21 protein-coding genes are annotated in these 25,639 nt (G+C 56.5%); 19 read left to right on the plus strand and 2 right to left on the minus strand.

The genetic code is table 11. The features are described 5' to 3' along the window. Positions 1-47 precede the first annotated feature (47 nt). From pyrR to pyrE, 10 genes are all read left to right on the plus strand, one after another. Positions 48-590 carry a bifunctional pyr operon transcriptional regulator/uracil phosphoribosyltransferase PyrR gene (gene pyrR / locus BLT01_RS07155; protein ID WP_092096365.1) on the plus strand — a complete coding sequence of 181 codons (543 nt, stop codon included), beginning with the start codon at positions 48-50 and terminating at the stop codon, positions 588-590. Positions 591-624: 34 nt separating this feature from the next. Continuing rightward, positions 625-1,911 carry a uracil-xanthine permease family protein gene (locus BLT01_RS07160; protein ID WP_092096368.1) on the plus strand — a complete coding sequence of 429 codons (1,287 nt, stop codon included), beginning with the start codon at positions 625-627 and terminating at the stop codon, positions 1,909-1,911. Between the two features lie 131 nt (positions 1,912-2,042). Then, the gene (locus BLT01_RS07165) at positions 2,043-2,921 is read left to right on the plus strand and encodes an aspartate carbamoyltransferase catalytic subunit (RefSeq protein ID WP_092096370.1); all 879 of its coding nucleotides are present in this window, start codon (positions 2,043-2,045) and stop codon (positions 2,919-2,921) included. A 1-nt stretch (position 2,922) separates the two neighbouring features. Continuing rightward, on the plus strand, positions 2,923-4,203 hold the full coding sequence (locus tag BLT01_RS07170) for a dihydroorotase (protein WP_092096373.1): 1,281 nt from the start codon (positions 2,923-2,925) through the stop codon (positions 4,201-4,203). Next, positions 4,200-5,306, plus strand: a complete 1,107-nt coding sequence (locus BLT01_RS07175; protein WP_092096375.1) for a carbamoyl phosphate synthase small subunit — start codon at positions 4,200-4,202, stop codon at positions 5,304-5,306. Before BLT01_RS07170 ends, BLT01_RS07175 begins: the two co-directional genes overlap by 4 nt. Further along, positions 5,299-8,514 carry a carbamoyl-phosphate synthase large subunit gene (carB, locus tag BLT01_RS07180; RefSeq protein ID WP_092096377.1) on the plus strand — a complete coding sequence of 1,072 codons (3,216 nt, stop codon included), beginning with the start codon at positions 5,299-5,301 and terminating at the stop codon, positions 8,512-8,514. The genes BLT01_RS07175 and carB overlap by 8 nt, the downstream gene beginning before the upstream one ends. Then, entirely contained in the window at positions 8,511-9,278 is a 768-nt protein-coding gene (locus BLT01_RS07185) for a dihydroorotate dehydrogenase electron transfer subunit (protein WP_092096379.1), read from the plus strand. Before carB ends, BLT01_RS07185 begins: the two co-directional genes overlap by 4 nt. Further along, the gene (locus tag BLT01_RS07190) at positions 9,275-10,189 is read left to right on the plus strand and encodes a dihydroorotate dehydrogenase (protein ID WP_092096382.1); all 915 of its coding nucleotides are present in this window, start codon (positions 9,275-9,277) and stop codon (positions 10,187-10,189) included. The genes BLT01_RS07185 and BLT01_RS07190 overlap by 4 nt, the downstream gene beginning before the upstream one ends. Continuing rightward, entirely contained in the window at positions 10,186-10,893 is a 708-nt protein-coding gene (gene pyrF, locus BLT01_RS07195) for an orotidine-5'-phosphate decarboxylase (protein WP_092096385.1), read from the plus strand. The genes BLT01_RS07190 and pyrF overlap by 4 nt, the downstream gene beginning before the upstream one ends. Before the next feature lies 1 nt (position 10,894). Further along, positions 10,895-11,524: an orotate phosphoribosyltransferase gene (gene pyrE / locus BLT01_RS07200; protein WP_092096388.1), complete on the plus strand. Its 630-nt coding sequence runs from the start codon at positions 10,895-10,897 to the stop codon at positions 11,522-11,524. Between the two features lie 65 nt (positions 11,525-11,589). On the opposite strand, the gene BLT01_RS07205 is transcribed toward pyrE, so the two are convergent. Continuing rightward, positions 11,590-13,479, minus strand: a complete 1,890-nt coding sequence (locus BLT01_RS07205) for a multicopper oxidase family protein (RefSeq protein WP_092096391.1) — start codon at positions 13,477-13,479, stop codon at positions 11,590-11,592. A gap of 208 nt (positions 13,480-13,687) precedes the next feature. Continuing rightward, positions 13,688-15,382: an Rqc2 family fibronectin-binding protein gene (locus tag BLT01_RS07210; protein WP_092096394.1), complete on the minus strand. Its 1,695-nt coding sequence runs from the start codon at positions 15,380-15,382 to the stop codon at positions 13,688-13,690. A 145-nt stretch (positions 15,383-15,527) separates the two neighbouring features. On the opposite strand from BLT01_RS07210, the gene gmk reads away from it, so the two are divergent. The 9 genes from gmk (at position 15,528) to pknB (ending at position 25,633) form a co-directional block, all read left to right on the plus strand. Further along, positions 15,528-16,154: a guanylate kinase gene (gmk, locus tag BLT01_RS07215; RefSeq protein ID WP_092096397.1), complete on the plus strand. Its 627-nt coding sequence runs from the start codon at positions 15,528-15,530 to the stop codon at positions 16,152-16,154. Next, a complete protein-coding gene (gene rpoZ / locus BLT01_RS07220; protein WP_035001300.1) occupies positions 16,154-16,378 on the plus strand; it encodes a DNA-directed RNA polymerase subunit omega in 225 nt (74 codons plus the stop codon). Before gmk ends, rpoZ begins: the two co-directional genes overlap by 1 nt. Positions 16,379-16,447: 69 nt before the next feature. Beyond that, positions 16,448-17,665 (plus strand): bifunctional phosphopantothenoylcysteine decarboxylase/phosphopantothenate--cysteine ligase CoaBC, encoded by a 1,218-nt coding sequence (gene coaBC, locus BLT01_RS07225; protein WP_092096400.1) that lies wholly within the window; start codon positions 16,448-16,450, stop codon positions 17,663-17,665. Next, a complete protein-coding gene (gene priA / locus BLT01_RS07230) occupies positions 17,655-20,063 on the plus strand; it encodes a primosomal protein N' (RefSeq protein WP_092096403.1) in 2,409 nt (802 codons plus the stop codon). The genes coaBC and priA overlap by 11 nt, the downstream gene beginning before the upstream one ends. Positions 20,064-20,091: 28 nt before the next feature. Then, positions 20,092-20,589, plus strand: a complete 498-nt coding sequence (gene def, locus BLT01_RS07235; RefSeq protein ID WP_092096406.1) for a peptide deformylase — start codon at positions 20,092-20,094, stop codon at positions 20,587-20,589. Beyond that, on the plus strand, positions 20,586-21,527 hold the full coding sequence (gene fmt / locus BLT01_RS07240) for a methionyl-tRNA formyltransferase (protein WP_092096409.1): 942 nt from the start codon (positions 20,586-20,588) through the stop codon (positions 21,525-21,527). The genes def and fmt overlap by 4 nt, the downstream gene beginning before the upstream one ends. Continuing rightward, positions 21,524-22,873, plus strand: a complete 1,350-nt coding sequence (gene rsmB / locus BLT01_RS07245) for a 16S rRNA (cytosine(967)-C(5))-methyltransferase RsmB (protein ID WP_092096411.1) — start codon at positions 21,524-21,526, stop codon at positions 22,871-22,873. Before fmt ends, rsmB begins: the two co-directional genes overlap by 4 nt. A gap of 58 nt (positions 22,874-22,931) precedes the next feature. Beyond that, positions 22,932-23,693: a Stp1/IreP family PP2C-type Ser/Thr phosphatase gene (locus BLT01_RS07250; RefSeq protein WP_092096414.1), complete on the plus strand. Its 762-nt coding sequence runs from the start codon at positions 22,932-22,934 to the stop codon at positions 23,691-23,693. After that, positions 23,690-25,633, plus strand: a complete 1,944-nt coding sequence (gene pknB, locus BLT01_RS07255) for a Stk1 family PASTA domain-containing Ser/Thr kinase (RefSeq protein ID WP_092096417.1) — start codon at positions 23,690-23,692, stop codon at positions 25,631-25,633. Before BLT01_RS07250 ends, pknB begins: the two co-directional genes overlap by 4 nt. Positions 25,634-25,639: the final 6 nt, after the last annotated feature.

Here is a 25,639-nt window from a genome sequence, read left to right on the forward strand (position 1 = left end):
TGCCGGCTGGAGGGTATTTTATTTGGAGTGAAAAGGAGGAAACCCGGTTGGGAGAAACAGTGAATCTTCTCGACGACAAGGCGATCGGACGGGCCGTAACCAGGATCGCCCACGAAATCATCGAGCGGAACAAAGGAATCGACAACTGTATCCTGGTCGGCATCAAGACCCGTGGAGTCGACCTTGCCAAGAGGCTTGCAGACAAAATCGAAACGATCGAGGGCATTTCAATCGATATGGGCGAACTGGATATCACACTTTACCGCGACGATATCGGCAAAAAAGAAAGAATGGATGTGCCGCTTGTGCAGCAAATCGACATCAAGCAGGACCTGACAGGCAGAAAAGTCATCCTGATTGATGACGTGCTGTATACGGGCAGGACCGTTCGCGCGGCGATGGATGCCCTGATGGATACGGGCCGTCCGGCAAGTATCCAGCTTGCGGTTCTGGTCGACAGGGGGCACCGCGAACTTCCGATCCGTCCCGACTATGTCGGGAAAAACATCCCGACTTCCAAAGACGAGCGGGTAACTGTCCTTCTGAAGGAAACGGACGGCACGGACAGCGTGACACTCGAAAAACGGTAACGGTAATTCTTTAGAAGAATGGAGAGCATGAAGCATGGCAAACGCAGTACTCGACATCCAGGATAAGCCGTCAAACGGCAGGCTTCTGACACTCAGCCTACAGCATATGTTCGCGATGTTCGGGGCGACGATCCTCGTCCCTCAGCTTGTCGGACTCAGCCCGGCAATCGCACTTTTGACAAGCGGAATCGCGACAATCGTATTTATCTTGGTGACCGGATTCAAAGTCCCGGCGTATCTCGGCTCTTCATTCGCGTTCATCATTCCGATCCAGGTAGCAACGCAGGCGGGGGGCATCGGCAGCGCCATGATCGGCAGTTTGTTTGTCTCCCTCGTCTACGCGCTTGTCTCGCTTCTGATCTGGAAAACCGGTCACCGGTGGATCATGCGGCTCCTGCCGCCGGTCGTCGTCGGACCGGTCATCATGGTGATCGGCCTGGCGCTTGCCCCGACTGCGGTCGGCATGGCGAGCACCATCGAGGTGAACGGGGAAAGCACCTACAGTTTTCTTCACTTCTCGGCCGCGATTGTGACGCTTGCAACAGCCGTCATCTGCATCATCTTCTTTAAGGGGCTGGTGAGCCTCATGCCGGTCCTGATCGGGATTGTCACTGGCTACGTCTATTCGGTCGCTATCGGAATCATCGATTTTTCACCGGTCAGAGAGGCGGACTGGTTTGCACTTCCTGACTTTATCTTGCCGGGTGTGCACTACGACTTCCAAGTGACGGGAACACTGCTCGCCGTCATGGTGCCGATTGCGATCGTGACGATTTCCGAGCACATCGGCCACCAGCTGGTGCTCGGCCGGATAGTCGACAGGAACTTTATCAAGGACCCCGGCCTACACCGCTCACTTCTCGGTGACGGGCTCGGAACATTCTTCAGCGGGCTGGTCGGCGGTCCGCCGAAGACGACCTACGGAGAGAACATCGGCGTTCTCGCGCTGACAAGGGTGTTCAGCATCCACGTTATTTTCGGGGCTGCGGTACTGGCGATCCTGTTCTCCTTTCTCGGGAAACTGATGGCACTGATTGCCACTATCCCGCAAGCGGTGCTCGGGGGCATCTCGATCCTGCTGTTCGGCATCATCGCTTCCTCCGGTCTCCGCATGCTGGTCGAGCACGGCATCGACTTTGACAAACAGCGCAACCTGGTGATCGCTTCCGTCATTCTCGTGACGGGAATCGGCGGAGCCGCGATTGAAATCAGCGAAACGTTCAAAATCGAGGGCATGGCGCTCGCCGCCATCCTCGGTGTCCTGCTCAACCTTCTTTTGCCGGGCAAGCCGGAAGGAAGCGAAGCGGGCGAAATCGAATAACTGCCTTTTAACTGTGTCCGGGAGATACGGAAAGGCCCTTTTACCGCAGACGGGATACGTGTATCTTCTGAAGCGAAAAGAGCCTTTCCAAAATCCGGAAAGGCTCTTTTTACATAAGGAGGACTGTCATCATGGACCACCTGCTATCAATCAAACGGCTTGGGCCGGACGGAATCATCCGCATTCTCGACAGAGCAGCGGAACTGAGGGGCGGGGCCGTGCCTGAAATCGGCCGGACCCACTACATCAGCAACCTGTTTTTTGAACCGAGCACTCGCACCAAGACTAGCTTCGAAGTGGCGGAGCGGAGGTTAGGTCTGGAAGTGATCCCCTTTGAGGCCGGATTCTCGAGTACGCTGAAAGGGGAGACCCTATATGACACGGTTCGGACACTTGAAGCAATCGGCCTCGATGCGCTTGTGATCCGGCATCCGGAGGACCGCTTCTATAAAGACCTGGAGGGCCGGACTTCCGTGGCAATCATCAATGCTGGAGACGGGTCCGGCCAGCACCCGACCCAGACCCTGCTGGACCTGTTCACACTGCGGGAGGAGTTCGGCACTTTGGAAGGACTGAAGGTGACCATTGCCGGTGACGTGTCGCACAGCAGGGTCGCCAAGTCCGGCAGGGACGCGCTCAAGATGTTCGGAGCGGATGTCCGGATCCTCTGCCCGCCGGAATGGAAAGGTGATTTTGACTCGGTTGGGGATTGGGACGAAGTTCTTCCGGACAGCGACGCGGTGATGCTGCTCCGTGTGCAGCACGAGCGGCACAGCGGAGAAGGATCATTTTCTGCCGAAGGTTACCACAGCCGTTACGGGCTGACGGTTGAGCGAGCGGGGCGGATGAAGAAAGACGCAATCATCATGCATCCGGCACCCGTCAATCGGGGCGTGGAAATTGCCGATGAACTGGTCGAACATAGCCGTTCAAGAATTTTCCGGCAAGTGGAGAACGGAGTTTATGTGAGGATGGCAGTACTCGAAACGATATTGAAGGGGAGAGATTGAGATGGGCACATTGATCAGAAACATCCGGACGCTGGATGAAAACGGGACACTCTTGAACAGGGAAATCCTGATTGAAGACGGATTGTTTAAAGAGATCGGGCAGGAGCTGCCTCAGCAAGGTCATGAGATCGTAGACGGAGGCGGCCGGTTTGCCGCACCTGGGCTGATCGATGTGCACGTCCATCTGCGTGAACCGGGCGGAGAGCATAAGGAAACGATCAAGACTGGAACAGAGGCGGCGGCCCGCGGAGGCTTCACCACAATCTGTGCGATGCCCAATACGCGGCCGGTTCCGGACTCGGCTGAGAATATCGGCAAAGTCCATGCGCTCATCGAAGAACATGCAAGGGTCCGGGTGCTGCCGTACGCGTCGATCACCATCCGTGAAGCAGGCAAGGAACGGACGGACATGGCGGAATTGAAACAAAACGGCGCATTTGCTTTTACAGATGACGGTGTCGGTGTCCAGTCGGCGGGCATGATGTACGAGGCCATGCAGGATGCGGCGGAAATTGGCATGCCGGTCGTCGCGCACTGCGAGGACAATACGCTCATCTATGGCGGCGCCATGCATGACGGCAAGCGCAGCAGGGAGCTTGGCATCCCGGGCATCCCGTCGATTGCGGAATCCGTTCATATCTCAAGGGATGTTCTTCTCGCGGAAGCGGCAGGCGCCCATTATCATGTATGCCACGTAAGCACCAAGGAGTCGGTGAGGACAATCCGGGACGCGAAGGCGGCAGGCATCCGGGTGACGGCTGAGGTCACGCCTCATCATCTGCTACTGACGGAAGATGACATCCCGGGAAATGACGCGAACTGGAAGATGAACCCGCCGCTACGCGCGCAGGAAGATCTTGAAGCTTTGCATGAGGGGCTGCTTGACGGAACGATCGATATGATCGCAACGGACCACGCCCCGCATACTGCGGAAGAAAAAGCGGCCGGGATGGAAAAGGCGCCGTTCGGCATCACCGGTCTCGAGACAGCCTTTCCACTGCTTTATACAAACTTCGTCGAGACGGGCAAGTGGACGCTCAAGCAACTGACGGACTGGCTGTCCGAAAGGCCCGCAGATGTGTTCGGCTTCGGATTCGGCCGGATCGCAGCAGGACTGCCTGCGGATCTGGTCCTGATCGATCTGGAAAAGGAAAAAACGATTAATCCGGAAACATTCGCTTCAAAAGGAAAGAACACTCCGTTCGGAGGCCGTACATGCAGAGGCTGGCCGGTCATGACGTTCTTCGGCGGCAACATCGTTTGGCAGGAGGGTCAACAATGACAAAAAAGCGATATCTGATTCTTGAAGACGGCACGGTATTTGAAGGAGAGGCATTCGGTGCAGACCGCGGCATGGTCGGCGAGGTTGTTTTTACGACCAGCATGAGCGGCTACCAGGAAGCGCTGACCAACCCGTCCAATACGGGCGTGATTCTTGTTATGACCTATCCGCTCATCGGCAACTACGGGGTGAACCGTGATGATTCCGAATCGGTCGATCTGAATCTCGGTGCACTCGCAGTCCGGGAAATCGAGGAGCAGCCGTCGAATTTCCGCTGTGACGAAACGCTTTCCTCTTTCATGCGGAAGCGCGGCATCCCCGGAATTTCCGAGATCGACACACGTAAACTGACCCGCATTATCCGAAGCAAGGGAACGATGAAGGGAATGCTTACCGAAGCCGGAAAGGACGTCGATCTGGACACGGCGCTTCAGGTGCTGGCGGCATCCGAAATGGCGCCCGGTCTTGTCGAAGCCGTTTCGACCAAGCGTCCTTACCCGAGCCCGGGCCGCGGCAAGCGCGTGGCCGTTGTGGACTACGGCATGAAGCACGGTATTCTCCGTGAGCTGAATAAGCGCGGCTGCGATGTGCTTGTCGTTCCGTATGACACATCCGCCGAAGATGTGCTCGCCTGGCACCCTGACGGTATCCTTCTTTCCAACGGGCCGGGCAATCCCGAGGATGTCGAAGAAGCGCCTGCCTTTATCCGAGAAGTGCTCGGAAAAGTTCCCGTCTTCGGCATCAACCTCGGCCACGAGCTGCTTGCGATCAGCTGCGGAGCAAAGACATACAAGATGAGCTTCGGTCACCACGGCGGCAACCATCCCGTAAAAGACCTTCAAACGGGACGGACGGAAATCACTTCCCAGAACCATCAATACGCGGTGAACCGGGACTCACTCGAAGGGACGGGGCTGACGGTCACCCACGTTGCCCTCAATGACGGCACGGTCGAAGGGCTCGCCCATGAGACATATGCGGCATTCTCGGTCCAGTTCGATCCGGAAGCTTCTCCAGGACCGGAGGATTCCAATCACCTGTTTGACCGGTTTATCGACATCATGGAGCACCATAACGGAAAGGAGATCATCGCCAATGCCTAAACGCACAGATATCGAAACGATTCTTGTCATCGGCTCCGGACCGATTGTCATCGGCCAGGCAGCAGAGTTCGACTATGCCGGAACACAGGCCTGCCTCTCCCTGAAAGAGGAAGGGTACCGCGTCATCCTGATCAACTCCAACCCGGCAACAATCATGACCGACACGGAGATTGCCGATAAAGTGTATATTGAACCGATTTCTTTGGAATTCGTTTCCCGGATCATCCGCAAAGAACGCCCGGACGCCATCCTGGCGACGCTCGGCGGCCAGACCGGCTTGAACATGGCCATCGAGCTCGACAAGTCGGGAATCCTCGATGAGCTGGGCATCGAAGTACTCGGCACGAAGCTGGACGCCATCAACAAGGCAGAAGACCGCGAACTGTTCCGCTCCCTCATGAATGAACTGAATGTCCCGGTACCTGAAAGTGAGATTATCCATAACCTCGAGGAAGCCAAGTCGTTTGTCGCAGAGATCGGCTACCCGGTGATCGTGCGACCTGCATTTACGCTCGGCGGCACGGGCGGCGGCATCTGCCATAACGACAAGGAACTCGAAGAAATTGTTGCGAGCGGCCTTAAGTACAGCCCTGTCAGCCAATGCCTCCTCGAAAAATCGATTGCAGGTTTTAAAGAGATTGAATTTGAGGTGATGCGCGATTCCGCGGACAATGCGATCGTTGTCTGCAGTATGGAAAACTTCGACCCGGTCGGCATCCACACCGGGGACTCGATCGTCGTGGCACCGGTCCAGACGCTGTCCGACCGCGAAGTCCAGATGCTCCGTAACGTGTCGCTCAACATCATCCGTGCCCTCGGAATCGAAGGCGGCTGCAACGTCCAGCTCGCATTGGATCCGCACAGCTTCAACTTCTATGCCATCGAGGTCAACCCGCGCGTCAGCCGCTCGTCCGCGCTCGCATCGAAGGCGACGGGCTATCCGATTGCGAAGCTCGCATCCAAAATCGCGGTTGGCCTGACACTGGATGAGATGATGAACCCGGTGACAGGACAGACCTACGCCTGCTTCGAGCCGACGATCGACTACATCGTCGCAAAAATTCCGCGCTGGCCGTTCGATAAGTTCGAAAGCGCAAAGCGCAACCTCGGCACACAAATGAAGGCAACCGGTGAAGTGATGTCGATCGGCCGCACGTTCGAAGAAGCAATTCTGAAAGCAGTCCGCTCACTGGAAACAGGTCTTTATCACCTGAATCTGAAGCATGGCGAGGACCTTTCGATGGAATGGATCGAAAAGCGCATCCGCAGGGCAGGCGATGAGCGGCTGTTCTTCATCGGTGAGGCATTGCGCCGCGGAGTAACGGTGGAAGAAATCCATGAATGGAGCAAGATCGACTTCTTCTTCCTGAACAAGCTGGAAAAGATCGTTGCCTACGAAAACGCGCTCAGGAAAAACCCGTTTGACCGCACGGTCGCCCGCAAGGCGAAACGCATGGGCTTCGCCGACCGCACCATCGCGGAAATCTGGCAGACAAATGAACGGGAAGTGTACGAATGGCGTACCGGTCAGGGGCTCGTGCCGGTCTACAAGATGGTTGACACATGCGCTGGAGAATTTGAATCCGAAACCCCTTACTTCTACGGCACCTATGAGGAAGAAAACGAGTCGGTCAAATCCGAAAAGGAAAGTGTCATCGTTCTCGGTTCCGGGCCGATCCGCATCGGACAAGGCGTCGAGTTCGACTATGCCACGGTACACTCGGTCTGGGCGATCCAGGAAGCCGGCTACGAGGCGATCATCATCAACAACAACCCGGAGACGGTATCGACCGACTTCTCCATTTCCGACAAGCTCTACTTCGAACCGCTCACTGTCGAGGATGTCATGGCGATCATCGACCTTGAGCAGCCGAAAGGTGTCATCGTCCAGTTCGGCGGCCAGACGGCGATCAACCTGGCGGATGCCCTTGAAGCACGCGGAGTGAAGATCCTCGGCACAACCCTGGAAGATCTGGACCGCGCGGAGAGCCGCGACAAGTTCGAAGAAACGCTCCGCGGACTCGGCATTCCGCAGCCGCTCGGAAAGACCGCGGTTTCTGCGCCGGAAGCGGCGGAAATTGCACGCGGCATCGGATATCCCGTGCTGGTGCGCCCGTCGTATGTTCTTGGGGGCCGCGCGATGGAAATTGTCTACAATGAGCAGGAACTCAATCACTACATGGAACATGCCGTCGAGGCGAGCCCGGAGCATCCGGTACTGATCGACCGCTACCTGACGGGCAAGGAGATTGAAGTCGATGCCATCTGTGACGGCGAAAACGTGCTGATTCCCGGTATCATGGAGCATGTTGAACGCGCGGGCGTCCACTCCGGGGATTCGATAGCGGTCTATCCGCCGCAGAGCCTGACAGAAAAGCAGGTCGCCACACTGGCGGACTATACGGAACGGCTTGCCCGCGGCCTCAATATCGTCGGCCTCATGAATATCCAGTACGTTATTGCAGACGGTGAAGTGTTTGTGATCGAGGTGAATCCGCGTTCCAGCCGGACGGTGCCTTTCCTCAGCAAGATCACGGGCATTCCGATGGCCAATATCGCGACAAAGGCGATTCTCGGTGAAACGATCAACGCTCAGGGCTATCAGGCCGGTCTGCTCGAACAGGTCAGTGGTGTTTATGTGAAAGTTCCGGTGTTCAGCTTCGCCAAACTGGCGCGTGTCGACATTACACTAGGGCCGGAGATGAAATCGACAGGCGAAGTCATGGGCAAGGACGACACGTTCGAAAAAGCGCTCTATAAAGGATTTATCGCATCCGGCATGGAGATCCGTGACCACGGCACGGTTCTGTTCACGGTCTCCGACAAGGACAAGGAGGAAGCGGCAGGCATCGCAGCCCGCTTCGCCAATATCGGCTATCAATTGCTTGCGACCGAAGGCACAGCGGAAACATTCCGTGAGGCAGGTCTCCCTGTCAGGACGGTCGGGAAGATCGGCGGGGAAGGAAAGACGCTGATCGACGTGATCCAGACAGGGGAAGCGCAGTTTATCATCAACACGCTCACAAAAGGCAAGCAGCCTGAGCGGGACGGGTTCCGCATCCGACGTGAATCCGTAGAAAACGGCATCCCGTGCATGACGTCACTTGACACGGCCAAAGCCGTGCTGCGTGTCCTTGAATCGATGACGTTCTCGGCCGAGGCGATGCTTCCGCGTGAAGCGATGCCTGCCCGGGAGGTCCATTCATGATCCGAAACGAACGGATGAAAGTTGCTGAACAAAGGGAAATTGCCCGGAATATTTACGAACTGGTCCTCGAGGGGAAGCTGGCCGATGAAATCCGGGAACCCGGCAGATTTATTCACGTGAAGGCGGGAGAGACGATGGATCCGCTTCTCCGGAGGCCGATCAGTATTGCCGACTACGGCAATGGCAGAATCACGCTGATTTATCGTGCGGAAGGCTGCGGGACCCGCCTGATTTCGGAAAAAAGCCCACACGGAACCGCGGATGTTCTCGGACCGCTCGGGAACGGATTCCCTGTCAGGGCGGCTGCTCCGGGAACGAAGGCGCTCCTCGTCGGTGGAGGAATCGGCGTCCCGCCGCTTTACGGCCTGTCCAAACAACTGAAGGAAGCGGGCGTCGAGCCGGTCCATGTGCTCGGCTTCCAGTCGGACGATGTCGTTTTTTACGAAGAGAAATTCAGCCGGCTGGGCGAAACCCATATCGCGACGGTCGACGGATCGCGCGGCACAAAAGGGTTCGTGACCGATGTTCTGGCCAAACTCGGTCACGAGTTTGGCGTGTATTACAGTTGCGGTCCGGTCCCGATGCTGAAAGCAGTCGCGGAGGGGATGGCCGGCACGGAAGGCTATCTGAGTTTCGAGGAACGGATGGGCTGCGGCATCGGTGCTTGCTTCGCCTGTGTCTGCCATACCGATTCAAACGACAGGGGCTATGTAAAGGTTTGTTCGGACGGCCCGGTATTCAAGGCGGGGGTGGTGACGATATGAGCCGTCTTCAGGTGGAGCTTCCTGGACTCACACTGAAAAACCCGATCATGCCGGCAAGCGGCTGCTTCGGATTTGGCAGGGAATATGCACAGCTGTACGATCTGTCAAAGCTTGGTGCCATCATGGTGAAAGCGACGACTCTTGAACCAAGGTTCGGAAATCCGACACCACGCGTCGCCGAGACGCCGGCGGGGATGCTGAATGCAATCGGTCTCCAGAACCCGGGGCTCGAAAAAGTCGTCACTGAAGAATTGCCGTGGCTGGAGCAGTACGACGTTCCGATCATCGCGAACGTCGCGGGCTCAGAGACGGAAGATTACGTCGCGGTCGCCGAGCGCATCTCCAACGTCCCGAACGTCCGGGCGCTTGAACTGAACATTTCTTGCCCGAACGTCAAGTGCGGCGGCATCACATTCGGGACGGATCCGGAGGTTGCCGGGGAACTCACCCGGGCAGTGAAGGCGGTGTCGGCTGTTCCTGTTTATGTCAAGCTGTCCCCGAACGTCACCGATGTCACCGAGATCGCCCGGGCGGCTGAAGCGGGAGGAGCGGACGGACTCACGCTCATCAACACACTTGTCGGCATGAGGTTCGATCCCCGGACGGGAAAACCTGTCATTGCAAATGGCACAGGCGGTCTTTCCGGTCCAGCGGTCAAGCCGGTCGCGCTGCGCATGGTGTATGAAGTGTCACGGAGTGTCTCGATTCCTGTGATCGGGATGGGCGGGATCTCCGATGTGGACGATGTCATCAACTTCATGTCGGCCGGCGCCACTGCGGTTGCCGTCGGCACAGCAAATTTCGTCGATCATTTTGTTTGCCCGAACCTGATCGATGCCCTCCCGGATCGCCTGGACGAACTGGGAATCGGGAACGTGACTCAGCTTATCGGAAGGAGCCACAGAATATGAAGCGAACGCCGATTATCGCACTGGATTTTCCGTCGCCGGACGAAGCACTCGGATTTCTGGACAGGATGCCGTCCGGCCTGTGGGTGAAGGTGGGCATGGAACTGTATCTCCAGAACGGGCCGGGCATCGTGGGCAAACTGAAAGACAGGGGACATGATGTGTTCCTTGACCTGAAGTTGCATGATATACCGAACACCGTAGGCCGGGCGATGGAAGGACTCGCCCGTGTCGGAGCGGATTTGGTGAATGTCCATGCAGCCGGAGGCAGCGACATGATGAGGCGGGCGCTGGACGGCCTGGAAGCCGGAACGCCCCCCGGCCAGAAACGCCCGGAACTGATCGCCGTCACTCAACTGACTTCCACAGGGGAAGAGCAGATGAACCGCGAGCAGGGGATTCCCGGCATACTGATGGATTCTGTTGTCCGCTACGCCCGTCTCGCCGATGAGGCCGGACTGGACGGCGTCGTCTGTTCGGTTCTTGAAGCGTCGGCCATCCGGGATGCCTGCGGAGAAGAATTTCTGAAAGTGACTCCGGGTATCCGGCTGGCGGACGATGATACACACGACCAGAAGCGGGTCGCCACTCCGGCAGATGCCGCCCGGGCGGGTTCGACGCACATCGTGGTCGGGCGTGCCATCACGCGGGCTGCCGATCCGGCTGCCGCCTATGAAACCGTGAAACGGCAATGGGAGGAAAGTTGATATGTCACTAAAAAGAGAAACAGCAGAGGCGCTCCTTTCGATCGGAGCCGTGCGATTCAGCCCGGACCAACCATTCACATGGGCTTCGGGCATCCAGTCGCCGATTTATTGCGACAACCGCTTGACGATGTCTTATCCGGAAGTGAGGAAGCGCATCGCGAAGGGGCTGGCAGAATTGATCCTGGCTGAGTATCCGGAAGCGGAAGTGATCGCAGGGACCGCGACCGCGGGCATTCCCCATGCGGCCTGGGTGAGCGACCTGATGGACAAGCCGATGATCTATATCCGGTCTAAGCCGAAAGGCCATGGACGCGGCAATCAGATCGAAGGGGAACTGAAAGAAGGAAGCCGGACAGTGATCATCGAGGACCTGATTTCAACAGGCGGCAGTAGCCTGACCGCTGCAGCCGCGGCCAAGGAGGCGGGCGCAGATGTCCTTGGAGTTGTATCGATCTTTACATACGGACTGGAAAAGGCGGTAAAGAATTTTAAAGAGGCCGGTCTTTCGCACCACAGCCTCACCGATTTTGATGCCCTTGCAAATGCGGCAGCCGACTCGGGCGCCATTCCGGCCGATTCGCTGCCAGGATTGCACGACTGGCACGGCAAACTGAAAATAGGCGGACTCTAATCGCAGAAGGCAACGAAAAAAGCCGATGAACGGGATAAAATCCGTCATCGGCTTTTTGGGTTACTTCAGATTTTTCTCTTTCGCCTGTTGCGGCAACGGCGGCAGTTGCAAGGTGAGCGTTTGAGTGATGGTTTCCTTCCGGATATTCCGCTTTCTTCCGGATTTTCGTTTTCCTTGGATCCGGGAGCCGGCGGGACGGCGCAATCAATTTTCAGCTTTTTGGAGATCTCTTCGTGTGAACATTTCCGGCGGTCCGGTTCTCCGGAGGCGAGTGGGGATTCCGCATTGATTTCACCGGTGAAGGATTCTGTCCCCATCCCATCGTTTTGAGACGCTTTATTTGCCGGCTTTGCGTGGGAATCTGGCTGATTAGAGGCGACCGCATGGGGGAGTTGAACAGGATGGGCGTCCTCGATGATCCGGATCGGACGCATCATATCATGGTCTTCATGCTCCAGGAAGTGGCAGTGCCAAATGTAGTTGCCCACATGGTCCTTCCAGTGCATGGCAATCGATGTCACCATGCCCACATCGGCCCTGACAACATCCTTCCATCCGCGCTCGTATTCCCGAGGTGGCTCTGCGGGACCGGTCCATTCGATTTCACCGGTGTTTGTGAAGACATCTACGTTGAAAGGACGGCGTTCAAGGACTTTGAATTGAATCAGGTGGAGATGGATCGGGTGCTGGATCGGCGTCGTATTGATAAAGTTCCAGATTTCAATGCTGTCGAGTGATGGTTTTTCAGATGCCGGGTCATGATACATATGACCATTCAGCATAAGCATCGGGCGTCCGTATTCATCAGTCGTAGCCGTCAGAGGCAGGTTTCGGATGATGTGCGCATGCTCGGTATGCAACCCCATATCCGGATGAAGGGTTTCCGGAACCCGGCTGTTATCCTCGTCGTTCAGCGGCCGGCAGACAGAGAATTGCATGACGACCCCGGTATGCTCATTGAGCTCAAACTCAGGATCTTCGTTCAGCAGGGTGATTGTCTGGCCCTGCATCGTCGAGAAGTCGATGATGACATCGCACCTTTCTGCCGGAAGCAGGGCGATAGAAGTCAGTTCGACAGGCGCTTCAAGCAGACCCCCGTCAGTTCCGATCTGACGGAAGGTGCCCCCGTTCGATAAGCGCAGGGAGTACCCCCGCCGGTTGGAGGCATTGAGGATGCGGAATCTGTATTTTCTCGGTTCAACGTTCAGGTAAGGCCAGAGCTTTCCGTTTACGGCAATAGTGTCTCCGAGCACTCCCGGGGTGATGGAAGGACGAACCGATACGGGAAACGGCGGGGAGTCGGGGTAAAATAACGATCCGTCCTCATTAAATGAGCGGTCCTGGATCATCATGGGGATTTCATAATCGCCCGAAGGCAGTCCGAGTCGGTCTTCCAGCGCATCGCGAAGCAGGTAGAAGCCTGCCAGGCCGGCATAGACGTTCAGACGTGTGAGTGACATCGCATGGTCATGATACCAGAGTGTTGCGCCTTGCTGGTGGTTCGTGTAGGCGTGCACTTGCCGTTTGAATGTCGGGCCGGTTCGTTCATAGTTTTTCGTGTACCAGGCTTCGGGGTGGCCGTCACTTTCCCAGTCCACGTTTGCGCCGTGGAGGTGGACAACGGTCCGGACGTCTGCCGTATCGATCGATGAGTGAAGGGTCCGGTCGAGCGGGAGAAAATGTTTATCCGGAAGATTGTTCATGTACTTGACGTAGGTGGTTTTATCTTTACTGGCTTCGATTGTCGGTCCTGGGACGAGACCGTCATATCCCCAAATTTTCGTTTTGGGGAAGTTCTTGTGATAGCGGTGCATTCCCTCCTTCATTTCCAGCTCATAATAAGAGCCGTCGGGATAATCATCGTGCCGGACCGGCATCGCGACAGAGGGCTTAGGCAGTGGATCCATAAACTTCGGAATGCTGGCTGGATCTGAAGGTTTGACGCATTTGCCCATCGTGCTGACTTTCCTTTCTCTATTGGTTTATGCATAACCGGCAAAGACAGGCATGCTATTTTATCGTATGTGAGCAGATAGTCCCGATCATGGACGATCATCCGGGGGGAGAGAATTAATGGCAACGCAAAAAAGGGCTGCCGCATTTGGCGGACAGAGCCCTTGTCTTATGCTTTCCGGGGTCAGGTGATACCACCCCTGTTATAAGTCACTTCCGGAGTTTTTTCACAAGATCCTCATCCGGGTCTGCGAAGGTTGTCTTCTGTTCAAAATAGATGACGAAGCCCGGCTTGGATCCGTTCGGCTTTTTCACATGGCGCACTTCGGTGTAGTCGACCGGGACAGAAGACGACTCACGGGCTTTGCTGAAGTAGGCCGCAAGTGATGAGGCTTCCCGGATCGTTTGGTCATCCGGAGAATCCGAATGAATGACGACATGGGATCCCGGGATATCCTTGGTGTGGAGCCAGATCTCGCTGCGCTTCGCCAGCTTGAATGTCAGGTAGTCGTTTTGCTTGTTGTTTTTGCCGACGGAAATCGGCACGCCGGAACTCGAAACGAATGCATCCGGAGCCGGTCGTGTGTCCTTTTTCTTTTTCTTGAGACGGCGTGCTTTCATGAAGCCCTGATCGGCAAGTTCATCCCGTATTTCCTCGATATCCGTTGCGGAGCCTTGGATGACTTGCTGGAGGAGGGATTCAAAGTATCCGATATCTTCTTCCGCTTTTTCCAGTTGCTCGGCAATTTTTACGAGCGCGTGCTTTGCCTTGTTGTACTTGGAGTAATAGCGCTGCGCGTTCTCAGCGGGCGTCAGTCTCGGGTCAAGCGGAATGGTGACGGTGGCGCCGTTCTCGTCATAGTAGTTGACCGCTTCGAGGGAGCTGTCGCCTTTCCGGATCTGATACAGGTTGGCGGTGACGAGTTCGCCGAACAGTTGGTGACGGTCGAGCTTGCCGGCCTGGTCCTGCTCGTCCCTGAGCTTGATCATCTTGTTTTTCAGTTTCTGGATTTCATTCATCAGCCACCGCTCAAGATCGCCGGCCTGCTGCTTGACCCGGTCCCGCTCCGCCTTTGTATGGAACACTTTATCAAGGAGTGAGGATAGGGAAGGATAGTCCCTCGTTTCGCCGTCGAGATGGCGGAGAGGATTCGCGGAGAAGTAGACCTTGCCGCCCGCCTCGCACAATGTCGGCTGAGCGCCTCCCGACTTGAAATCTTCTATATAAGAGCGGTAGGACGAGAGCTTATCGGCCGGCGCCATGCCTGCCGTCCGGAACAGCAGTTCTTCTGCGTGGAGCGGCGAGAACCCGCCGATCCGCCGGAAAATCGAACCTGCAGTGTCCGCATCTCCTAGGATTTCCGCGATCTCTGCATCGTTTGCGCCAACCGGGTCCAGCTTGTCCTGTGGCGGCGCGGGGACATAAGGCTGTCCCGGAAGCACAGTCCGGTAGCTGTTTACAGAAGGCGGAAGGTGCTTCAGACTATCGAGAATCAGATTCCGCCCCGGATCGGTCAGGATCAGGTTGGAATGCCGGCCCATCACCTCGACATGAAGTTCCCGCACGGTGTCATCGCCGATCTCGTCCCTTCCCCGGACCGTGAAGGTGACGATCCGATCCGCACCCGTCTGGCGGATGCCCGTGATAATCCCGCCCTCGAGATGCTTGCGGAGAAACATGCAGAACGTCGGGGGCTGCGAAGGTGTGTCGATTGGTTCTTCCGTAAGATGGATCCTCGAGTAGGACGGGTGGACCGATACAAGGAGCCGGTGGTTGGTCCTGCCGGCACGAATGGTAAAAAGCAGCTCCTGATTGTTCGGCTGCTGAATCTTGGAGATCCGGCCGCCGGTAAGCTGCCGGAGTTCCTGGGTCATTGCCATCATAAATAATCCGTCAAAAGCCATTTGATTGCCTCTTTCATTGCGTTTGTTTCCATTTTAGCATTCATGCGGAGGGATATGGTATAATTGCGACATCATCCAAAAACGGTTCCGCCCTTGACCGGTATGCCGGAAGGCGGAAAAACTGACTGCAGAGGGATCAACGTTTATGAAAAAAGGACGCGGCCTGCTCATTGTCCTTTCGGGGCCATCCGGCGTCGGAAAAGGCACGGTGCGCAAGGAGCTGTTTTCACAGCCGGACACGAACTACGAATACTCCATCTCCATGACCACCCGCAACCCGCGGGAAGGCGAGGTGGACGGAAAGGATTACTTTTTCAAGAAGCGCGAAGAATTTGAGCAGCTGATCCGGGAAGGACGGCTGCTGGAGTACGCGGAGTATGTCGGGAACTATTACGGCACTCCGCTGGATTACGTCAATGAGACTCTCGACGCGGGGCGGGACGTGTTCCTGGAAATCGAGGTTGTCGGCGCATCGAAAGTCCGGGAGAAGATGCCGGACGGTGTGTTCATTTTCCTGGCTCCTCCTAACCTGACGGAGCTGGAACAGCGCCTGATCGGCCGCGGCACGGAGACCGATGAAGTCATCCGCAACCGCATCGGCAAAGCGAAGGAAGAGCTGGAAATGATGCATCTCTACGATTATGTCGTCGAGAATGATGAGGTCGGCAGGGCGTGCGACCGGATCAATGCCATCATCACAGCCGAGCACTGCCGCCGCACCCGAGTTGAAGAACGATACAAACTGATGCTGGAAGGGAATGATCCGCAATGATGCTTTATCCATCCATCGACTCGCTCAAAAAGCAGATCGACTCCAAATATACCTTGGTGAGCCTTGCCGCCAAGCGTGCACGTGAAATCCAGGCCAAAGACAATCTCCTTCTCGAGAAATACGACGCCGAAAAGTTTGTCGGCATGGCTCTTGAGGAAGTCGCGGAAGGCGTGCTCGAAAAGCAGGCTTCCGACGCCAACATCCAATACGAAGACGAAATGTAAGATATGCACAATGAAAACTCCCGGAGAATCTTTTTCCTGGGAGTTTTCATTCGAAAGGAAGACAAAAGGATGCTGAAAAACAAACATATCCTTCTTTGTGTCACAGGGGGAATCGCTGTATATAAAGCAGTTGCGCTTGTCAGCAAGCTGTCTCAGGCGGGGGCGGTGGTCAAGGTGATCATGACGGAATCCGCTGCGGAATTCGTGACACCGCTGACCTTCCAGGTGATGTCCCGCAATGATGTCTACACGGATACGTTCGACGAAAAAGATTCTTCGGTGATCGCCCATATCGACCTGGCGGATTGGGCGGACCTCATCATCGTTGCCCCGGCGACGGCAAATGTGATCGGCAAGCTCGCAAACGGCATCGCGGATGACATGGTGACAACGACACTGCTGGCAGCCACATCCGACGTCTGGATCGCACCTGCGATGAATGTACATATGTATGCCCATCCCGCAGTGATGCGAAATATCGACCGTCTTCACAATGACGGCTACCGGTTCATCGAGCCGTCGGAAGGATTCCTTGCCTGCGGATATGTCGGAAAGGGACGGCTGGAAGAGCCCGAGCGGATCACAGAGCTGGCGGAACAGCATTTCAGGGAAGGGAGCCGCTCCGAAACGCCCCTTCTTGCCGGCAAGAAAGTGGTCGTCACGGCCGGGCCGACGAGGGAACGGATCGATCCGGTCCGGTATCTGTCGAATTTCTCGAGCGGGAAGATGGGCTACGCGATGGCCGAAGCCGCTTCAAGGCTCGGCGCTGAAACAGTGCTTGTCTCAGGTCCTGTCGGACTTCAGGTTCCCAAGGGGATCAGGACGGTACAGGTGGAAAGCGCGGCGGAAATGCTTGACGCGGTGCTGGCGGAATATGGCACGGCCGATGTCGTGATCAAAGCGGCGGCCGTCGCCGACTACCGGCCGAAAACCGTCCAAAGCGGCAAGATGAAAAAGCAGGAGGGGGATTCCGTCCTTGAACTCGAGCGGACTGCGGATATCCTTAAAACGCTCGGTGAACAAAAAGACGGCCAGTGCCTTATCGGATTCGCTGCAGAAACGGATCGGGTTGCGGAATATGCCAGGGGCAAACTCGAACGCAAAAACCTCGATTACATCATCGCCAACGACGTGACCGCACCGACAGGAGTGTTCGGCAGCGATACAAATGTCGTGACACTGTTCGGCCGGGATGGAACGGAAGTAACGTTCCCGGCCACGGAAAAAAAAGCACTTGCTATGAAGCTCCTCCGCCGGATATTCGGGGGTGAGCAGGATGATCGCTGAAGTCATCACGGATGTTTCGGCGCATCCCGTTGACCGGCCATTCGACTATGCCGTGCCGGAGAGGATGGAGGAGGTCATCGAACCGGGTGCGCGTGTGAGGGTCCCTTTCGGCAACCGGAAAGTGCTCGGGTTCGTCATCGGTATAAAAGAAGAAAGCGACGTGCCGGATTCCCGGCTGAAACCGATCGACGAACTGCTGGATCCCGAACCGGTGCTGACCGGGGAGATGCTTCGTCTAGCTGACTGGATGAAGCAGACAACTCTCTGCTTTGAAATTGATGCACTCCAGGCGATGCTCCCTTCCGCGCTCCGGGCAAAGTACGAAAAAACCGTCCATATCCTTGAGCCGGAAAAGCTTGCCGGGGAAGTGGCCGCAATTGCCCGGAACCGGCGGGTTGTGCCAGTCAAGGAATTCGGGGACCGGCTGTTGCCCGCTTTAAAGCAGCTGGCTGCAGGAGGGGCGGTGTCGATCGAAACTGTGGTCAGGCAGAGGACGAACATCAAAAAAGAAAAGGTGCTCCATATCGGCGGGCCGGACCGGCTGAGGGAGATCAGGGAATCCCTTCCGAAGTCGGCGAGCCGTCAGGCGGAGCTGATTGATTGGATGGAAACCCATATCGGCATGTCCGTTCCGTCAAAAGATGTGATGGAGTCCGCCGGCACGACACGCGCGACCATCAAGGCACTTGTTGACAAGGGTGCTGCCCGCGAGACGGAGGAGGAAGTATACCGGAAGCCGGAGTCCGGCCTCATGCCGGAAAGCGGCGGCCTGCCCGGGCCGCTGACGGAAGAGCAGGCCACAGCCGTCGGGAAGATCGGCGAAGCGGTCGATGCCGGGCGGGACGAAACGTTTCTCCTTCATGGTGTGACGGGGAGCGGCAAGACAGAGGTGTACATGCAGGTGATCCGCCAAGTGCTGGACCTCGGCAAGGAAGCAATCGTCCTCGTGCCGGAAATTTCATTGACGCCCCAGATTACATCACGCTTCAAAAGGCGTTTCGGCCCGATGGTCGCCGTCATGCACAGCGGGCTGTCGGCAGGGGAAAAATATGATGAATGGCGGAAAATCCAGCGAGGGGAAGTAAAGGTGGTGGTCGGTGCGCGTTCCGCCATTTTTGCACCGTTCAGAAACCTGGGCGTCATCATCCTGGATGAAGAGCACGAATCCAGCTACAAACAGGAGGACAGCCCGCGCTACCATGCACGGGATGTGGCAATCCGTCGCTCGCAGGAACATGGCTGCCCGGTCATATTGGGAAGCGCCACGCCAGCTCTTGAATCGTATGCTCGCGCCCACAAAGGCGTCTACTCGCTGCTCACCCTGACCGAGCGGGCAAAAAAACAGCCGCTCCCTGAAGTGCAGGTCGTGGATATGCGCGAGGAACTGAAAAACGGCAACCGCTCGATGTTCTCGGTGGCGCTTGCAGAGGCCATCCGCGACAGGCTGGAAAAAGGCGAGCAGACCGTGCTTTTCCTTAACAGGAGGGGGTATTCTTCTTTTGTGCTCTGCCGTGACTGCGGAACGTCCGTCCAGTGTCCGAACTGTGATATCTCTCTTACCTACCATAGGGCGACGGAGCGGCTTCAGTGCCATTATTGCGGTCACGAGGAGCAGGTTCCGCTCACCTGCCCAGAATGCGGAAGTGAACATATCCGCTTTTTCGGGACAGGCACCCAGAAAGTGCAGGAGGAGCTTCACCGGTTGTTCCCGGAAGCGCGCGTACTGCGGATGGACGTGGATACGACACGCCAGAAAGGCGCCCACGAGCGTCTTCTCCGGCAATTCGGAGATGGTGAGGCAGACATCCTGCTCGGAACCCAAATGATTGCAAAAGGCCTGGATTTTCCGAACATCACGCTTGTCGGCGTTTTGTCTGCGGATACGATGCTCCGCCTTTCCGACTTCAGGGCGGCCGAGAAAACGTTCCAGCTGCTGACGCAAGTGAGCGGCCGTGCGGGACGACATGAAAAAGAGGGAGAGGTTGTCGTCCAGACTTACGCTCCGGAACACTATGCAGTGGAGCTGGCGAAAGACCAGGCCTACGAGCCGTTCTATGCGATTGAAATGGGGAACCGCAAGCGGTATTCCTACCCGCCATTCTATTTTGTGGCACTGATTCAATTCTCTCATGAAGACCTGATCAAGGTGTCGGAAACCGCCGGCAATGCCGTGCGTTACCTGTCCGGAAAACTGGGTCCGGATACAGTGATCATCGGCCCGACGTCCGCCGAAGTGGCCCGTGTGAACAATAGATATCGCTATCAATGTCTGATAAAATACAAAAAAGAACCGAAGCTGGCCGGGGTTCTGACGGATCTTGTGAAGATCTACAGAAGCAGTTGGATGAAGGAAGGCATTCTGATGTCAATTGACATGAATCCTTCTACCATCAGCTGATCCCGGCAACGGAAATGGGGAATCATCTATGGCAATCCTTGAAATTGTTCAACATCCGTCCCCGATACTGACGGAATCCTGCAAGCCGGTCACCGATTTCGGTGGCGGGCTGCAGGCGCTTTTGGACGATATGTACGAGACGATGATCGATGCAGATGGCATCGGTATCGCTGCACCTCAGGTCGGTGAGTCCATCCGCGCGGCCATCGTCGATCTCGGCGAGGGCCAGGACCCGATCTGGCTGATCAACCCGGAGGTTGTCGCGACGGGCGGAAAGGAAACAGAAGTGGAAGGCTGCCTCAGTTTTCCCGGCCTCTATGGAGAAGTGGAGAGGCCTTATTATGTGAAGGTGCACGCCCAAGACCGCGACGGATCGTGGTATGAACTGGAAACGGAAGATTACGAAGCGAGAGCGATCCTTCATGAGATTGACCATCTGGACGGCATCCTGTTCGACTCGAAGATCATCCGAGTCGTTCCGGAAGAGGAACTGGAAGCGGCAGGAGAGGAGGAGGAAGAGGAATGACGCGAATCGTATTCATGGGAACTCCTGACTTTTCCGTTCCGATTCTCCGCATGCTCCATGAAGAGGGCTATGACCTCCTGGCTGCGGTTACCCAGCCGGACCGGCCTGTCGGACGGAAGCGGGTTCTTACGCCGCCCCCGGTCAAGGAGGAAGCGCTGCGGCTCGGACTTCCGGTTATCCAGCCGGGCAAGCTGAAAGGCTCAGAGGAGCTGAATGAAATCCTCTCAATGGAGCCGGACCTGATCATCACGGCCGCTTTCGGGCAGATCCTCCCGAACGAGCTGCTTGACGCCCCGCCGCTCGGCTGCCTGAATGTCCATGCATCACTGCTACCTGAATACAGGGGCGGAGCGCCGATCCATCAAGCCATCATCGACGGCAGGGAAGAAACAGGCGTGACAATCATGTATATGGCTGAAAAGCTGGACGCTGGCGACATCATTTCCCAGGTGCGCGTTCCGATTGGCGAAAATGACAATACCGGCGAGCTGTTCGACCGGCTTTCGGAAGCCGGAACCATCCTTCTGAAAGAAACGCTCCCTTCAGTTATTGCCGGGACGAATGAGCGCATCCCCCAGGACCATGAAAAAGCAACGTTCGCGGGCAACATCAAACGGGAACAGGAGCGCATCGACTGGATGATGCCGGGAAATGCGGTGCACAATCAGATCCGCGGCCTCAGCCCGTGGCCGGTCGCTTATACGGAACTCGACGGGAAGCCCGTGAAAATCTGGCGTGCCGAAAAGGCTCCCGGAAAACCAGGCGCATCCGCCGGTGAGATTATTTCTGTGGATGATGGTGCAATCACCGTTCAGGCCGGCGACGGAACCTCCGTCCGGCTCCTTGAGTTGCAGCCTTCCGGCAAAAAGCGGATGGAGGCCCGCGGCTTCTTGAACGGGGCCGGGTCCCATATCAAAGCGGGAGACCGTTTCGAATGAGCCGCAAAAAAGAGAAAAGATGGGACGGGAACGTAAGGGATGCGGCACTCAGCATCCTGCTGGCGGTCGAGCGCGATCAGGCCTACAGCAACCTGCTGCTGAATCGAACGATTGAAACGTACGGCCTGGATGACAAGGATCGGTCCCTGCTGACTGAACTGACATACGGCACTTTGCAGCGCCGGATGACCCTTGACTACCACCTGGAGCCGCTGGTGCGGGGCAAGCTTGAGGATTGGGTGCGTGAACTTCTGAGACTCTCGGTCTACCAGATTGTGTATCTCACAAAGATACCCCCGCATGCAGCGGTGAGTGAAGCGGTGGAGATTGCCAAGCGTCGCGGCCATAAAGGAATCGCCTCGCTTGTTAACGGCATTCTCCGCTCTTTTCTCAGGAAAGGTCCCAGGAAAATCGGGCCCGGACTGACCTGGGAAGAAAAGACCGCAATCGAAACGAGCCATCCCGAGTGGATGATCAGACGCTGGGCGGAACAGTATGGCAGAGAGACGGCGCGTGAAATGGCGCTTGCGAACAATGAACCTCCGTTGCAGACACTGAGGGTCAACCGGACAAAGGCCTCGCGGGAAGAAGTACTGGACATGCTCGGTGAGGAAGGCTTCATGGCTGAGCCGAGTCCGATTGTACCGGACGCCGTCCGGATCCTCGGAAGGAATGCTGCAAGGAGCCGTGCTTTCCGGGAAGGTTTCGTCACCATACAGGACGAGAGCTCGATGCTTCCGGTTATGGCGCTGGACCCGGGGCCGGACATGTCGGTGCTGGACATGTGCGCGGCACCGGGCGGAAAAACGACCCATATTGCCGAACGTATGGATAACACCGGCGAAGTCCGGGCATTTGACCTCCATCCGCATAAGGTGAAACTCATCACCCAAAACGCTTCGCGTCTGGGCCTGGAAAATATCCGTACAGGTTCTGCGGACAGCCGGGAACTTTCAAGAACCCTTGAGCATAAATCCTTTGACCGGATCCTCGTGGATGCACCGTGCAGCGGGCTCGGTGTCATCCGCAGGAAGCCGGATATCAAATATTCAAAGACGGAAGATGAGATAGGCAAACTGCCCGATATCCAGAAGAGTCTGCTGGAGGAGGCTTATCAACTCCTGAAGCCCGGCGGCCTGCTCGTATACAGCACCTGCACGGTCGACAGAGAAGAAAATCGCCTGACGGCCGAGGCATTCCTCGAATCCCGTCCGGACCTTGAACGTGTGGATCTCAAGGAATCCATGCCGGAAAATCTTCGCTATGAGGACGGCATGTTGCAGGTTCTGCCGCAGGATTTCGGCGGCGATGGATTTTTTGTAGCCGCCTTCAGAAAACCTGAATAAGCCGGCGGACTGAACCGGAAATTTCCGGTCGTCCGCAAATGGAAACGGGGGAGTCAAAGTGGAAGTAGCAGTCCGGACACATGTCGGGATGAAAAGACGCATCAATGAAGACCGGACCGGCATCTTCACAAGAGAAGGCGGCCGGTTCATGCTGGCTGTTGTCGCAGACGGGATGGGCGGCCATAAAAGCGGTGACACGGCGAGCCGGATGGCCGTCGAAGGGTTTGGTGAAGAATTCGTAAGGGCTGATCTGACCAACCTTAAGACAGATGACGGCCGGTCCATCTGGCTTGCCGATGTGACAGAAAGGCTGAATCGTGACCTCCTCGAACATGCTCGTTTCAATGAAGAATGCCGGGGCATGGGGACAACCATCGAAGCCGCAGTGATAGCCGGGGAAGAAGTGACCCTCTGCCATATCGGGGACAGCCGGACCTACAGGCTCGGATCTGAAGGGTTCGAGCAGGTGACGAAAGATCATTCCCTTGTCAGCCTGCTTGTCGATTCCGGGGAAATTACCGAAGAGGAAGCGCGCATCCACCCAAAAAGGAACTTTATCATAAAGGCGCTGGGCACGGATGAATCGGTGGAACCTGACATCATCCCCCTCAGGCTGCCGGAAGGGAGTGCGTTGCTGCTCTGTTCCGACGGTCTTAGCAACAAACTGGGAGAGAATGAGATGGCAGAGACGGTAGCCGGGAAGGGTACCGCAACCGAGCGGGCGGATTCACTGGTCGATCTGGCAAACGAACGGGGCGGCGAAGACAACATTTCTGTCATTCTGATTGATAATGGCGTCCGGGAGGCTGATGCCGGATGATCGGAAAACGAATCAGCGGACGTTATGAAGTCCTCGGCCTGCTGGGCGGAGGCGGCATGTCCACTGTCTACCTGGCGCAGGATGTCATTTTGGACCGCCCTGTGGCCATCAAGGTCCTCAGACAGGATTTCTCTGACGAAGACGAATTGAGGAAAAGGTTTCAGCGTGAAGCACTGTCGGCCACTTCGCTTGTCCATCCGAATATCGTGAACATCTACGACGTCGGCGAAGACGGGGACCTGCAGTATCTCGTTATGGAATATGTGGAGGGACAGACCCTCAAGGAATACATCAAAGACTATGCCCCGCTTGACCCGGCGGAAGCCGTGGAAATCATGAAGCAATTATGCTCGGGAATCACCGCGGCGCACATACATGGCATCATTCACAGGGACGTCAAACCGCAAAATATCCTGATGGACCGCGGCGGTCAGGTGAAACTCACTGATTTCGGGATTGCCATGGCACTGTCCGCCACAGCGCTCACACGGACCAACTCGGTGATGGGAACGGTCCACTATCTGTCCCCCGAGCAGGCGCGCGGCGGAATGGCGACGAAGCGAACGGATATTTACTCGCTTGGAATCGTACTGTTTGAGATGCTGACGGGAAAATTGCCATTCTCTGGAGAATCGGCTGTCTCCATCGCACTGAAGCATCTTCAAGAACAGACTCCTTCAGTCCGGGCGCTCAGGCCGGACATTCCGCAGAGTCTTGAAAATGTCATCCTGAAAGCGACCGCCAAAGATCCGGCTGCCCGTTATCCGTCCGCGGATGCGATGCTCAGGGACCTTTATACCGTCTTGTCACCCGAACGGGCAGACGAAGCCCCGTTTGAGCCGCCGCCGATCGACGAGGAGGCGACAAAGGCCATCCCGATCATAAGGGAAGAGCCCGATACAGAAAACACCATCGCTTCCAAGCCGGTCGCGCCGCTTCCGAAGGAGCCTGCCGGTGAGCTACAGAAACCGCAAAAGAAAAAACGGAAAAAGTGGCCATTCGTATTGGCCGGCCTCCTCCTGCTCACCCTGATTGCAGGCATTGTCCTCTATATCACCGGGGTGATCGGAACCAGACAGGCCGAAGTGCCGGATGTTTCCGGCATGACTGTTGAAGAAGCATCGGCAGAGCTTGAAGACAGCGGATTCCTCTCCGGTGAATTGAACGAAGAACATTCAACGGATATCGAGGAAGGGTCCGTGATCCGGACGAGCCCGCAGGCCGGCCGCATCCGCGATGAGGGAGAAACCATCGACCTTGTGGTTAGCTTGGGCCCGGAAAAAGTGGAGCTGACCGACTTTACAGGCCGTGACTATGAGTCCATCTCCGATGTCATCGAAGATTACGGGTTCCGGAAAGTAGAAGTAAATGAAGTGTTCTCAGAGGAAGCGCAGGGCACCATCATCAGCCAGGAACCGGAAGCCGGCGAGGAGGTCGCCCCTTCACAGACCGACCTGGTACTGACGGTCAGCAAGGGCGTCGAAATGATCCAGACCGAAAACCTGGCCGGATTCGATGAACAGCAGCTGAACGATTATGCCAAACGCTCCGGCTTCAATATCCGGATTGTGGCAGAAGAAGCGTCCGGCAACGTCGAGGCCGGACGTGTGATCTCCCAGGAGCCGGAAGCCGAAACGGAGCTTGAAAAAGGCAGCACAATAGAAGTTGTCCTGTCAAAAGGCCCGGAGGCAAAGCCGGTGAAAACGTATATCCAGGCGATCACGATCCCGTACGAGCCGGCTGAGGAGGGTGCGGAACAAGCCGTGGAGATCTACATCCGTGACAATTCCAGAACGATGGACGAGCCGGCTGAATCCTTTGCGATCACTGCCGATGAGACGCGGCGAATCCGCATAGAGATCAGCGAGGGGCAGACCGGCGCCTACAAGATCGTCCGGGACGGAGAGACGATCGATGAAGAAACAATTCCATATGAGTAACCGGTG

Source organism: Bhargavaea beijingensis (assembly GCF_900101985.1).
GTDB lineage: Bacteria > Bacillota > Bacilli > Bacillales_A > Planococcaceae > Bhargavaea > Bhargavaea beijingensis.